This is a genomic window from Coralloluteibacterium thermophilum (assembly GCF_042654365.1).
GTDB classification, from domain to species: Bacteria; Pseudomonadota; Gammaproteobacteria; order Xanthomonadales; family Xanthomonadaceae; genus Coralloluteibacterium; species Coralloluteibacterium thermophilum.
The window spans coordinates 179,332-192,231 of sequence record NZ_JBHSGG010000002.1; the positions used below are offsets into that span (position 1 = coordinate 179,332).

General features: G+C 72.0%; 11 protein-coding genes. 3 read left to right on the forward strand and 8 right to left on the reverse strand.

What is annotated here, in order from left to right; genetic code table 11:
* Positions 1 to 493 precede the first annotated feature (493 nt).
* Positions 494 to 3,079: an ATP-dependent chaperone ClpB gene (clpB, locus tag ACFO3Q_RS01285; protein WP_377002764.1), complete on the reverse strand. Its 2,586-nt coding sequence runs from the start codon at positions 3,077 to 3,079 to the stop codon at positions 494 to 496.
* Positions 3,080 to 3,266: 187 nt separating this feature from the next.
* Here clpB and otsB point away from each other — a divergent pair, with 187 nt between their 5' ends.
* Positions 3,267 to 4,004: a trehalose-phosphatase gene (gene otsB, locus ACFO3Q_RS01290; RefSeq protein ID WP_377002765.1), complete on the forward strand. Its 738-nt coding sequence runs from the start codon at positions 3,267 to 3,269 to the stop codon at positions 4,002 to 4,004.
* A gap of 90 nt (positions 4,005 to 4,094) precedes the next feature.
* Positions 4,095 to 5,468: an alpha,alpha-trehalose-phosphate synthase (UDP-forming) gene (gene otsA, locus ACFO3Q_RS01295; protein WP_377002766.1), complete on the forward strand. Its 1,374-nt coding sequence runs from the start codon at positions 4,095 to 4,097 to the stop codon at positions 5,466 to 5,468.
* Positions 5,469 to 5,618: 150 nt separating this feature from the next.
* On the opposite strand, the gene gloA is transcribed toward otsA, so the two are convergent.
* The 3 genes from gloA to rluD form a co-directional block, all read right to left on the reverse strand.
* Complete coding sequence (gene gloA, locus ACFO3Q_RS01300) at positions 5,619 to 6,137, reverse strand: lactoylglutathione lyase (protein WP_377002767.1); 519 nt, start codon at positions 6,135 to 6,137, stop codon at positions 5,619 to 5,621.
* 252 nt (positions 6,138 to 6,389) lie between these two features.
* A complete protein-coding gene (pgeF, locus tag ACFO3Q_RS01305; RefSeq protein WP_377002769.1) occupies positions 6,390 to 7,142 on the reverse strand; it encodes a peptidoglycan editing factor PgeF in 753 nt (250 codons plus the stop codon).
* 104 nt (positions 7,143 to 7,246) lie between these two features.
* On the reverse strand, positions 7,247 to 8,233 hold the full coding sequence (rluD, locus tag ACFO3Q_RS01310) for a 23S rRNA pseudouridine(1911/1915/1917) synthase RluD (protein WP_377002770.1): 987 nt from the start codon (positions 8,231 to 8,233) through the stop codon (positions 7,247 to 7,249).
* A 233-nt stretch (positions 8,234 to 8,466) separates the two neighbouring features.
* Here rluD and ACFO3Q_RS01315 point away from each other — a divergent pair, with 233 nt between their 5' ends.
* Positions 8,467 to 9,303: an outer membrane protein assembly factor BamD gene (locus ACFO3Q_RS01315; RefSeq protein ID WP_377002771.1), complete on the forward strand. Its 837-nt coding sequence runs from the start codon at positions 8,467 to 8,469 to the stop codon at positions 9,301 to 9,303.
* Between the two features lie 72 nt (positions 9,304 to 9,375).
* On the opposite strand, the gene ACFO3Q_RS01320 is transcribed toward ACFO3Q_RS01315, so the two are convergent.
* From ACFO3Q_RS01320 to pssA, 4 genes are all read right to left on the reverse strand, one after another.
* Positions 9,376 to 11,022: an NAD+ synthase gene (locus ACFO3Q_RS01320; RefSeq protein ID WP_377002772.1), complete on the reverse strand. Its 1,647-nt coding sequence runs from the start codon at positions 11,020 to 11,022 to the stop codon at positions 9,376 to 9,378.
* 95 nt (positions 11,023 to 11,117) lie between these two features.
* Positions 11,118 to 11,594: a ribosomal protein S18-alanine N-acetyltransferase gene (gene rimI / locus ACFO3Q_RS01325; RefSeq protein ID WP_377002773.1), complete on the reverse strand. Its 477-nt coding sequence runs from the start codon at positions 11,592 to 11,594 to the stop codon at positions 11,118 to 11,120.
* Positions 11,591 to 11,938 carry a hypothetical protein gene (locus ACFO3Q_RS01330; RefSeq protein ID WP_377002774.1) on the reverse strand — a complete coding sequence of 116 codons (348 nt, stop codon included), beginning with the start codon at positions 11,936 to 11,938 and terminating at the stop codon, positions 11,591 to 11,593. The genes rimI and ACFO3Q_RS01330 overlap by 4 nt, the downstream gene beginning before the upstream one ends.
* Positions 11,935 to 12,720: a CDP-diacylglycerol--serine O-phosphatidyltransferase gene (gene pssA / locus ACFO3Q_RS01335; protein ID WP_377002775.1), complete on the reverse strand. Its 786-nt coding sequence runs from the start codon at positions 12,718 to 12,720 to the stop codon at positions 11,935 to 11,937. Before pssA ends, ACFO3Q_RS01330 begins: the two co-directional genes overlap by 4 nt.
* Positions 12,721 to 12,900 lie beyond the last annotated feature (180 nt).

Below are 12,900 nucleotides of genomic sequence, written 5' to 3' on the forward strand. Positions count from 1 at the left end.
GGCTGAAGCCCCTCCTACAGCGCGGTGGGAGCGGCTTCAGCCGCGACGAGGCGGTGTTCCCCGTATCGAACCCGCGGTCGGGGCTGAAGCCCCTCCTACAGCGCGGTGGGAGCGGCTTCAGCCGCGACGAGGCGATGCTCCCGTACCAACCCGCGGTCGAGGCTGAAGCCCCTCCTACAGCGCGGTGGGAGCGGCTTCAGCCGCGACAGGGCGGTGTTCCCCGTACCGAACCCGTGATCGGGGCTGAAGCCCCTCCTACAGCGCGGTGGGAGCGGCTTCAGCCGCGACGAGGCGGTGCTCTCGTACCAGCCCGGCGGTCGGGGCTGGAGCCCCTCCTACAGCGCGGCGGGAGCCCCTCCTACAGCGCAGTGGGAGCGGCTTCAGCCGCGACGAGGCGGTGTTCCCCGTACCGAACCCGCGGTCGGGGCTGAAGCCCCTCCTACAGCGCGGCGGGAGCCCCTCCTACAGGGGCGCCCTCCGATGTAGCCGCGCCTCACATTCTGGCGAAGGCCAGCGCGCCGCCGCTCGCAGTCACCCGCACGCCGTCGCCGCTGCCGAATTCGCCGGCGAGGATCTTCTGCGCCAGCGGGTTCTCCAGCTGCGACTGGATCGCACGCTTGAGCGGCCGCGCCCCGTAGACCGGGTCGAAGCCGACGTTGCCCAGCAGCTCCAGCGCGGCGTCGTCGATCTCGAAGCGGATCTGGCGCTCGGCCAGGCGCTTGGCCAAGTACTGGGTCTGGAAGCGCGCGATCTCGCGGATCTGGCTCTTGGCGAGGGGGTGGAAGACGACGATCTCGTCCAACCGGTTGATGAACTCGGGCCGGAAGTGCGCCTGCACCACCCCCATCACCGAGGCCTTCATCTGCATGTAGGCCGCCGGCGAGTCGTCCCCCGCCTGCTCCTGGATCAGCTGGCTGCCGAGGTTGGAGGTCATCACGATCACCGCGTTGCGGAAGTCGACCGTGCGCCCCTGCCCGTCGGTCAGGCGGCCGTCGTCCAGCACCTGCAGCAGGATGTTGAACACGTCCGGGTGCGCCTTCTCGACCTCGTCGAGCAGGATCACGCTGTACGGCCGGCGGCGGACCGCCTCGGTGAGATAGCCGCCCTCCTCGTAGCCGACGTAGCCCGGGGGCGCGCCGATCAGCCGCGCCACGGAGTGCTTCTCCATGAACTCGGACATGTCGATGCGCACCATCGCCTCCTCGGTGTCGAAGAGGAAGCCGGCCAGCGCCTTGCACAGCTCGGTCTTGCCCACGCCGGTCGGGCCCAGGAACAGGAAGGAGCCGTTCGGCCGGTTCGGGTCGGAGAGCCCCGCGCGAGAACGCCGGATGGCGTCGGACACCGCCTTGACCGCCTCGTCCTGGCCCACGACGCGCGCGTGCAGGGCGTCCTCCATCTTGAGCAGCTTTTCGCGCTCGCCTTCCAGCATCTTGGACACCGGGATGCCGGTCCAGCGCGAGACCACCTCGGCGATCTCCTCGGCGGTGACCCGGTCCTGCAGCAGCCTGAAGCCCGCGGTCTCCGCCTCCTGCGCGGCCTTGAGCTGCTTCTCGAGTTCCGGCAGCTGGCCGTACTGCAGCTCGCTCATGCGCGCGTAGTCCTGGCGGCGCTGCGCGGCCTCCAGCTCCAGGCGCACCTGCTCGATGCGCTCCTTGATCTTCGTGGCGCCCTGGAGGGTGGCCTTCTCCGCCTTCCAGATCTCCTCGAGGTCGTTGTACTCGCGCTCCAGCGTCTCGATCTCGCTCTCGAGATCGGCCAGGCGCTGCTTCGACTCCGCGTCCTTCTCCTTCTTGAGCGCCTCGCGCTGGATCTTGAGCTGGATCAGGCGGCGCTCCTTGCGGTCCATCTCCTCCGGCTTGGAGTCGATCTCCATGCGGATGCGGCTGGCCGCCTCGTCCATCAGGTCGATGGCCTTGTCGGGCAACTGGCGGTCGGCGATGTAGCGGTTCGACAGCGTGGCCGCGGCGACGATGGCCGGGTCGGTGATCTCCACGCCGTGGTGCACCGCGTAGCGCTCCTTCAGCCCGCGCAGGATGGCGATGGTGTCCTCGACGCTGGGCTCGCCGACGAAGACCTTCTGGAAGCGCCGCTCCAGCGCGGCGTCCTTCTCGACGTACTTGCGGTACTCGTCGAGCGTGGTCGCGCCGATGCAGTGCAGTTCGCCGCGGGCCAGGGCAGGCTTGAGCATGTTGCCGGCGTCCATCGAGCCTTCCGCCTTGCCCGCGCCGACCATGGTGTGCAGCTCGTCGATGAACAGGATGACCTGGCCCTCCTGCTTGGCGAGGTCGTTGAGCACGCCCTTGAGCCGCTCCTCGAACTCGCCGCGGAACTTGGCGCCCGCGATCAGCGCGCCCATGTCGAGCGAGAGCACGCGCTTGCCGCGCAGACCCTCCGGCACCTCGCCGTTGACGATGCGCTGGGCCAGGCCCTCGACGATGGCGGTCTTGCCGACACCGGGCTCGCCGATCAGCACGGGGTTGTTCTTGGTCCGCCGCTGCAGCACCTGGACGGTGCGGCGGATCTCCTCGTCGCGGCCGATGACCGGGTCGAGCTTGCCGGCCTCGGCGCGCGCGGTGAGGTCGACGGTGAACTTCTCCAGCGCCTGGCGCTGGTCCTCGGCGTTCTCCGACTGCACCTTCTCGCCGCCGCGCAGCTTGTCGATGGCGGCCTCGATCCGCGCGCGCTCGGCGCCCGCGGCCTTGAGCGCGCGCCCGGCGGCACCGGTGTCGTCGAGAGCGGCGAGCACGAACAGCTCGCTGGCGATGTAGGCGTCGCCGCGCTGCTGGGCCAGCTTGTCGGTGAGGTTGAGCAGGCGGGTCAGGTCGTTGGAGACGCTGAGGTTGCCCTCGTTGCCGGCGACCTTCGGGAGGCCGTCGAGCACCTCGCCGAGGCGCTCGCGCAGCGCCGGCACGTTGATCCCGGCCTGGGTCAGCAGCGGGCGCGTGGAGCCGCCCTGCTGGTCGATCAGCGCCACCAGCAGGTGCGCGGGCTCGATCATGTTGTGGTCGCGCCCGACCGCCAGCGACTGCGCATCGGCGATCGCCTGCTGGAAGCGCGAGGTGAGCTTGTCCATCCGCATCGGAAGATCCTCGTGTGGGAGGCGGCATCCGACACAACACTGCGGCGCCGCGATGCCCGTCAGATGCGGGGCCGACGGCGGGGATTCAAGCGCCCGCGGGCGCAGCGGTGCCGTCGCGCCCGGCTACGCGCGCCATCCAGGAGCGCCGCCACCCCGCGCACACCCCGCGCCTGCGACACTGGCGCGCATGTCCACCGTCCTGCTGCCCCCGCCTCCCGCGCCCGCCGCCGACTGGGCGCTGTTTCTCGACGTCGACGGCTGCCTGCTCGAATTCGCCCCGACGCCGGACGCGGTGATCGTGCCGCCCGGCCTGCCGGGAACGCTGACCGCGCTGCAGCGCCGGCTCGACGGCGCGCTGGCCCTGGTCAGCGGGCGCTCGCTGGCCGCCCTCGACCGCATCTTCGAGCCGTTGCGGCTGACCGCCGCCGGGCTGCACGGCCTGGAGCGGCGCGCCTGGGCGGGCGAGGTGCATGCCCCGCGCCGTCCCGCGGCCTTCGACGACGTGCTGGACGACGCCCATGCGCTGGCGCGCCGGCATCCGGGCGTCGTGGTCGAGGACAAGGGCGTCAACCTCGGCCTGCACTGGCGCCTGGCGCCGGAAGCCGCGGGCGCGGTAGCGGCCTTCGCCGAAGCGGCCCTGCTGCGCCTGCCCGGCTACCGGCTGCAGCCGGGCGACCACGTCGTCGAGCTGCGGCCGGAAGGCGCGCACAAGGGCACGGCCATCGCCGCCTTCCTAGCCGAGCCGCCCTTCGCCGGGCGCGTGCCCGTGTTCGCCGGGGACGACCGCACCGACGAATACGGCTTCGAGGTGGTCAACGCGCACGGGGGCATCAGCATCCTCGTCGGCGACCGCCCCGACACCGCCGCGCGCCATGCGCTGGCCGATCCCGCCGCGGTGCGCCGGTGGCTCGCCAGCGGGGGCTGAGCGCCGGAAGAGGCGGCGGCGTCCACGCGGCCGTCGCGCGCGGATGTGAATAGTGGCCCGTCACATCCACTTCGCACCGCCTGCACATCCATGGGTCGCCTCGTCGTCGTCTCCAACCGCGTCGCCCTTCCCTCCGAGTCCCGGGCGGGCGGCCTCGCCCTCGCGGTGCTCGGCGCCCTCAAGGAGACCGGCGGCGTCTGGTTCGGCTGGAGCGGCAAGCGCGTCAGCGGTGAGTCCGGCACCGTCCACGAGGTCAGCGACGGCAACATCCGCTACGTCACCGTCGACCTGTCGCGCGCGGACCACGACGCCTACTACTCCGGCTTCTCGAACGCCACGCTGTGGCCGCTGCTGCACTTCCGCCTCGACCTGGTCGACTACTCGCGCGAGACCTGGGCGGGCTACCAGCGCGTCAACGAGCTGTTCGCCAAGCTGCTGATGGACGAGATCGCACCGGACGACACGGTGTGGATCCACGACTACCACCTGATCCCGCTGGCGAAGTTCCTGCGCGAGCGCGGCGCGAAGTGCCGGATCGGCTTCTTCCTGCACGTGCCGATGCCCTCGTCGGACCTGCTCGCCGCACTGCCCGAGCACGCCGAGCTGTTCGCCGGGCTGTCCTGCTACGACCTGGTGGGCTTCCAGACCTACCGCGACCTGGAGCGTTTCCAGGACTACGTGCGCCTGTACGGCGGCGGCAAGGTGATCTCCAACGGCGTGCTGGAGACCGCCCAGGGCCAGCGCTTCCGCGCAGGGGCCTTTCCCATCAGCATCGACACCGCCGGCATCGAGCGGCAGGCGGCGGAGGCGGTCAACAAGCCCGCGGTCGCGCGCCTGCGGCGCAGCCTGAACCAGCGGCAGCTCGCCATCGGCGTGGACCGGCTGGACTACTCGAAGGGCCTGCCCGACCGCTTCCACGCCTTCGAGCGCTATCTGGAACGCCATCCCGAGCAGCGCGGCAGCCTGACCTTCCTGCAGATCGCGCCGGCCTCGCGCTCGGACGTGACCGAGTACCAGGCCCTGCGCTCGCGCCTGGAAGGCCTCACCGGCCACATCAACGGCGCCCATGCCGAGCCCGACTGGACACCGGTGCGCTACGTCAACCGCAACTTCCCGCACCCGGTGCTGATGGGCTTCTACCGCATCGCCCACGTCGCCCTGGTGACCCCACTGCGCGACGGCATGAACCTGGTGGCCAAGGAGTTCCTCGCCGCGCAGGATCCGCAGGACCCGGGCGTGCTGGTGCTCTCGCGCTTCGCCGGCGCGGCGATGGAACTGGGCGGCGAAGCGCTGCTGGTGAACCCCTACGACGTGGACGGCGTCGCCGACGCCATCGCCGCCGCCGCGGCCATGCCCCTCGGCGAACGCCGCGAACGCTGGGACGCCATGATGCGCACCCTCCGCCGCTTCGACATCACCTACTGGCGGAAGAGCTATCTGAAGGCGTTGATGCGGGAGGGGTAGCGGGAATCGGGAATCGGGAATCGGGAATCGGGAATCGGGAATCGGGAATCGGGAAAGGGTAGGTCCGGAGGCGCCGCATGTAGCGCGCGCGGCCCCACGGCGACGACTACCTCCAGTTCCCTCTTCCCGATTCCCTGTTCCCGCTCCTCCTCACGCCACCTTCGTCAACTGGATGATCTCCACCCAGTACCCGTCCGGGTCCTTGATGAAGGCGATGGACTTCATGCGGCCGTCGGTGAGGCGCTTCTGGAAGGGAACGCCGAGTTCCTCGAAGCGGGCGCAGGCGGCGTGGATGTCGGGCACCGCGATGGCCAGGTGGCCGAAGCCGCGGGGCTCGCTGTTGCCGTCGTGGTAGACGGTGCCGTCGGTCTCGCTGCCGTGGTTGTGGGTGAGTTCGAGCACGCTCTTCTGGCGCGCCAGCCAGTCGCGGCGTTCGGCCGGGTCCTCGGGGATGGTCTCGCCCTCGTCGAGAATGGCGAGGAAGTAGAGGCTGAACTTCGCCTCCTCGAAATGGCGCTCGTCCACCAGGCTGAAGCCGAGCACGCGGGTGTAGAAGTCCAGCGAGGCGCGGATGTCGGCGACGCGCAGCATCACGTGGTTGAAGACGAAGCCCTGGGTCGCGGGCTCGCGGGTCGGGTGGACGCCCGGGGGCGTGGCGATGTGCGGCATGACGGCTCCTGGTTGCGGGAAAACTCCGCCAGAGGTGGGGCGCCGCCCGCGGATTCCAAGCGCATAGCCTGCCGGCACGTCGAGGTGAGTGCCAGGCGCCTGGAGTGCGGCCGAGACAAGATGTGGGAGCGGCTTCAGCCGCGACCGGTCCGCGACGGCAGGACCCGCTTCATCGGTCGCGGCTGAAGCCGCTCCCACAGAGCCTGGCCGCACCGCTGACTGCCCACGCGTCCCATCTCGACGTGGGTGACCTCAGGCCTCGCGCCAGATCAGGGTCGCCATGCGCCCGCTGCGCCCGTCGCGCCGGTGCGAGAAGAAGCGGCCCGGGTCGCCGATGGTGGACAGCCCGCCCCCGTGGACGCGGTGCAGCCCGGCCGCGGCGAGCCGGCGCCGCGCGAGCCGGTCGAGATCGCACAGCCAGTGTCCGGGGCGGGTCGGCACGAAGGCGTCCGCGGCACCGGGATCCACCTCCACGAAGGCCGCCCGCACGTCCGCGCCGACCTCGTAGTGGGCGGCGCCGGCGCTGGGGCCGAGCCAGGCCATCAGGCGCTGCGGCGGCGTGTCCATGCGCGCCAGCGTGCTTTCGAGGATGCCGTGCGCGAGGCCGCGCCAGCCGGCATGCGCCGCGCCGACCTCGCTGCCGTCCTCGGCGCAGAACAGCACCGGCAGGCAATCCGCGGTGAGGATCGCCAGCACGACGCCGGGCACGGAGGTGACGGTGGCGTCCACCTCCGGCGCGTCCAGCAGCGGCGCCTCCACCCGCAGAGCGTCGACGCCGTGCACCTGGCGCAGCCAGCTCGGCTCCGACGGCAGCCCCAGCAGCCCCGCGAGCTGCGCGCGGTTGGCCTCGATGCTCTCGGAGAAGTCGCCGTCCGGCGCGTAGCGGCCGCCGAGGTTGAAGGTGTCGAACGGCGCCGCGCTGCACCCCGCCCCGTAGCGCAGCGTCGTGAAGGCATGCACGCCCGGCGGCGCGGGCCAGTCGGCGGGGAGAAGGGCGGACTTCATCGAGAAGTGCGGATGAGGAACGGAGGAATGAGAGAGATGAGGAGCGCACAACGGGGATCAAGGGCGCACGATGACCGCTCCTCTCCCGCTCGCTCCCTCTTCACTCACTTCTGCAGCCGGGAGTCCTCGCGCAGCGCGGCGCAGAGGCGCTCGAAGTCGGCCGGGGGCGGCGCCTGCACGCGCAGCGGCTCCCCGCTGGCCGGATGCGCGAACTCCAGGGTCTCGGCGTGCAGGGCCTGCCGCTTGAAGCCGCGCAGGGTCTCCACCAGCGCCTCGGTCGCGCCCTTCGGCAGGCGCAGCGCGCCGCCGTACAGCGGGTCGCCGACGATGGGGTGCTTGGCATGGGCCATGTGCACGCGGATCTGGTGGGTGCGCCCGGTCTCCAGGCGGCACTCCACCACGGTGTGGGCGCGGAACCGCTCGCGCACGCGGTAGTGGGTCACCGCCTCGCGGGCGTCGTGCATGCCCTCGGGCACCACCGCCCGGCGGATGCGGTCGGTGGGATGGCGGCCGATGGGCGCGTCGATCCTGCCGCCGGCGATCATCGGGCCGACCACGACGGCCACGTACTGGCGGTGCACCCGCCGCTCCGAGAGCTGCTCGACCAGGGCGGCATGCGCGCGCAGCGTCCGCGCCACGACCATGAGGCCGGACGTGTCCTTGTCGAGGCGGTGCACGATGCCGGCGCGCGGAATGGCCGCCAGCGCCGGGTCGCGGTGCAGCAGGGCGTTGACCAGGGTGCCCGCCGGGTTGCCGGCGCCCGGATGCACCACCAACCCAGGCGGCTTGTTCAGGACGAAGACCTCGTCGTCCTCGTGCAGCACCTCCAGCGCGATCGCCTCGGGCTCCGCCCGCGTCTCGACCCCCAGCTCGGCCCGCACCCGCACGATCTCGCCGCCACGCACCGCCTCGCGCGGCTTCACCACGCGCCCGTCGAGGGTGGCGTCGCCGGACTTGATCCACTCGGTCAGCCGCGAGCGCGAGAAATCGGAGAAGAGTTCCGCCAGGACCTGGTCGAAGCGGCGTCCCGCGGCGCCGAGCGGGACCTCGGCCTCGAGGAGTTCGGTGCTGCCGGGCTCACGGGTGTTCATGCGGTGTTCGACCTTGGAGAGGGGGAGACGGGGCGCCGGATGCGGGCAGGACCGCCCTAAACGACTGATCGGAAAGGAGGGCAGGACCGCCCCGGCCTGCTGCGCGGCGGGACGGTGGGCGTGCCCCGCCCGGGACGTGCGGCAGCGCGCCGGAGGGGACCGCGAGTGGAGCGGGTGGGCGCCGGCGGCTATTATCCCCGCTCTGGCCGGTTCCGGCATGCTCCCCTACCTCGATGACCCGACTCTTCGGATTCTCCCGTTTCGCCCTGCTGGTGCTCGTGGCGCTGACCCTCGCGCTCGGTGCCGGCTGCAGCCGCTTCGGCAAGAAGGAGCCCGAGACCGAGACGCTCGACGTGGCTCCGCTGTACGAGGCCGCCAACCAGTCGCTGCGCGACGGCAACTGGAACCGCGCGGCGCTCTACTATCGGCGCCTGATCGCGCGCTTCCCGTACGGCGAGTACACCGAGCAGGCCCAGCTCGACCTGGCCTACGCGCAGTACAAGGCCAACAACTTCGACGACGCGACGTCGACGATCGACCGCTTCATCCGCACCTACCCCGCGCACCGGCACATCGACTACGCCTACTACCTGCGCGGGCTGGTCAACTTCGACCGCGACAACGCCTTCCTCGAGCGCATCGCCCGCCTGGACATGAGCCAGCGCGACCAGGCTTCGCCGCGGCAGAGCTTCAACGACTTCCTGCTGCTGGTGCAGCGCTACCCGGACAGCCGCTACGCGCCGGACGCGCGCCAGCGCATGATCCACCTGCGCAACGAGCTGGCGCGGCACGACCTCAACGTCGGCCTGTACTACCTCGACCGCGGCGCCTATGTCGCGGCCGCCAACCGCGGCAAGCAGCTGCTCGAGAACTACCCGCGCAGCATGCACGACGGCGACGCCATCGCGCTGATGGGCGAGGCCTACACCCGCCTCGGCGAACAGGCGCTGGCCGCCGACTCCCGGCGCGTGCTGGAGGCCAACCACCCGGACCATCCGTGGTTGGCCGGCCGCTGGCCGGAGCGCGGCGGCCTCTGGCGCTCGCTGGTGCCGTTCTCCGGCGAACGCTGAACGCCTGAGGAGCGAGAAACGAGGGTCGAGCAGCCCCCTCGTTGCTCACTCCTCATCCTCGTTTCCCGCCCCCTACCCTTCCCGCCAGCCGTTGGTGATCGGATAGCGGCGCTCGCGGCCGAAGGCGCGGCGGGAGATCTTCGGGCCCGGCGCCGACTGGCGCCGCTTCCACTCGCTGATGCGCACCAGCCGGATGACCCTGTCCACGGTCCCCGCATCGTGGCCGCGCGCGACGATCTCCTCGCGCGAGAGCGCCTCGTCCACGTGGGCGAGCAGGATGGCGTCGAGGTCGTCGTAGGGCGGCAGCGAGTCCTGGTCGGTCTGGTTCTCGCGCAGCTCGGCGGAGGGCGCCCGCTCGATCACCCCGACCGGGATCGCGTCGACCTCGCCCTTGGCGTTGCGCCAGCGGCTCAGCGCGTAGACCTCGGTCTTGTAGAGGTCCTTGATCGGCGCGTAGCCGCCGGCCATGTCGCCGTAGATGGTCGCGTAGCCCACGGCGTACTCGCTCTTGTTGCCGGTGGTGAGCAGCATGCCGCCGAACTTGTTCGACAGCGCCATCAGGATGGCGCCGCGGGTCCGCGACTGCAGGTTCTCCTCGGTCACGTCGGGCTCGGTGCCGGCGAGCAGCGGGGCCAGGGCGTCGAGGAAGCCCTGGTGCGGCTTCTCGATGGGCACGGTGAGCAGCTTCACGCCCAGGGCGCGCGCCTGTTCGTCCGCCAGGGCGTTGCTGAGCTCGGCGGTGTAGCGCGAGGGCAGGCGCACCGCGGTGACGTTCTCGCCGCCGATCGCGTCGGCGGCGATCGCCAGCACCAGGGAGGAGTCGATGCCGCCCGAGAGGCCCAGCAGCGCCTGCCGGAAGCCGTTCTTGTGCAGGTAGTCGCGGGTGCCGCGGACGATGCCGCGATAGGCCAGGCTCTCGAAGCTCTCGTCGTCCTCCTCCGGCCAGGCGACCCGGACGAAGCGCTTGCCGTCGGCGTCGAGGTCGGCGACCAGCCAGTGGTCCTCGAAGGCGCGCGCCGCCGGGTGCAGGTGGCCATCGTGGTCGATCAGCAGGGACGCGCCGTCGAACATCAGTTCGTCCTGCCCGCCGACCAGGTTGAGGTAGGCCATCGGCACCCCCGCCTCGCGCGAGCGGCTGCACACCACCTCGGCCCGCCGGCGGTGCTTGTCGCGTTCGTAGGGCGAGGCGTTGGGCACCAGCAGCAGCTCGGCGCCCGCTGCCACGGTCTCGGCGACGTGCTCGCCGTACCAGAGGTCCTCGCAGACCAGCAGGCCGACGGCCACGCCGTTCACGTCGAACACGCAGGTCTCGCCGCCGCAGGCGAAATGCCGCTTCTCGTCGAAGACCGCGTAGTTGGGCAGCTCGCGCTTGCGGTAGGTGCGCTCGATCCGCCCGTCGCGCAGCACGCTGGCCGCGTTGTAGAGCGCGCTGCCCACCGCCTCCGGCCAGCCGACCACGGCGACGATGCCGCGCGCCTCCGCAGCGACGGCCTCGATGGCCTCCGCGCAGTCGGCCAGGAAGCGCGGCCGGGTCAGCAGGTCCTCCGGCGGGTAGCCGCAGAGCGCCAGCTCCGGGAACACCACCACGTCCGCGCCGTGGACGTCGCGCGCCTCGGCGATCAGCGCGCGGATGCGCTCGACGTTGCCGCGCACCGCGCCCACCGGGAAGTCGAACTGCGCCAGCGCGATCCGCAACCGCGCTCCATCGGTCTTCGCCACACCACCCTCCTCGCTACGGATTCGCCGCGCATTGTGAGGGCAAGGGCGTGGGCGAGGCAGCAAGGCGCGCGCGTCCGGCCATGGCGCGCCACGGCTCAGTCCTCCGGCAGGAGCTCCAGCGCGAGCACCAGCGCGTCCTCGCGCCCGCCCACGGCGGGGTAGTAGCCGCGACGGCGGCCGATCTCGTTGAAGCCGGCGCGGTCGTAGAGGGCGATCGCGGGCGCGTTCGACGGCCGCACTTCGAGGAAGACGCGCTGCGCGTCGGCGCCGCGCGCCGCCGCGATGATCCGCGCCAGCAGCCGCGCGCCCAGGCCTCGGGACTGGTGCTCCGGAGCCACGCACAGGTTGAGCAGGTGCGCCTCGCCCGCCGCCACGCTCAGCACCGCATAGCCGGCGAGGCCGCGGGCGTCCTCGGCAACCCAGCAGGCATAGCCGGCACGCAGGCAGTCGCGGAAGATGCCCGGGCTCCACGGAAAGGGATAGGCACGCTGCTCGACGGCGGCCACCGCGGGCAGGTCGGCCTCGCGCATCGGCCGCAGGCTGATCGCCGGCTCCTGCGCCGCCGCGTTCATCGCCGCGCGCGCTCCCGGCGCAGGCGCCGCAGGGCCGGCCACAGCGCACGCTTGCCCGCCGCCGTACGCAGCACCGCGGGCGGCGGCAGCAGGATGGGGAAGGCCTCGATGACCGCGGGCGCCGCGCCGATGGCGCCGTACAGCGCGGCGACGAGGCGCGGCGCGTACGGCTCGCCCCCCGCCGGCATGGGCAGCGCGCCCACGGGCTCCGGGGCCGGCCCGGCCGCCTGGCGCGGCGGCGCCTCCGGCGCAGGCTGGCCGGGGGCCTCGTCGGCGCGGCGCACGTGCAGGACGAAGCCCATCGCCTCGAGCGCGCGCCGCTGGCCGGGCGTCCAGGCGCTCATGCGCCTCCGTCGCCGCCGGCGGGCAGCCCGCTGCGCCGGCGACGGCGCAGCCACAGCGCATGCAGCGGGCCGGACAGCGCGTAGGCGATGCCGATGGCCAGCAGCACGCGCGGCAGGTCGATCACGAGGATCACGATGACCAGCAGCACCCCGAGCAGCACCACGAAGGGCACGCGGTCGCGCGGCGCCGCCTTGAAGCTGAAGTAGCGCAGCCGGCTCACCATCAGCAGGCCGCAGACGACCGTGACCGCCAGTGCGACCCAGCGCATCTCGTCGCCGGTGACGCCGAGTCTGCCGTCGGCGAACGACCACACGAAGGCCATCATCAGGCCGGCCGCGGCAGGGCTCGCCAGGCCAACGAACCAGCGCTTGTCCACCGCGTCCACCTGGGAGTTGAAGCGCGCCAGCCGCAGCGCCGCGCAGGCGGCGTAGAGGAAGGCCGCGGCCCAGCCGATGCGCCCGGCGAGCGCGCCGTCGAGCTGCAGCGAGGCCAGCGCCCAGTGGTACATGACCAGCGCGGGCGCCATGCCGAAGCTGACCAGGTCGGCCAGGGAGTCGTACTGCACGCCGAAGGCGCTGCTGGTGCCGGTCAGGCGCGCCACGCGGCCGTCGATGCCGTCCATCACCGCGGCGATGAAGACCGCGATGCAGGCCTGCACGACGTCGCCGTTGGCCGCGGCGATGATCGCGTAGAACCCCGCGAACAGCCCGGCGGTGGTGAACAGGTTCGGGAGCAGGTAGACGCCGCGGCCACGTGGCGCGGCGGGATCGGTTGAGCTCATTGGCGCGCCTGAATGGATCGCTGGAAGTGTAGAGCGTGTCGTGCCCTTTGGGATGGATGCCCGGGCCGCCGGCGGTGCGGAAGACCGGCCTCGCGCGCGCCGCCGCCGTCCGGCGGACGCCGCCGCGCCGCCCCAAAGTACATGACGCGCTTCGCGCCCGGCCATCTTGCCAGCCTCCCG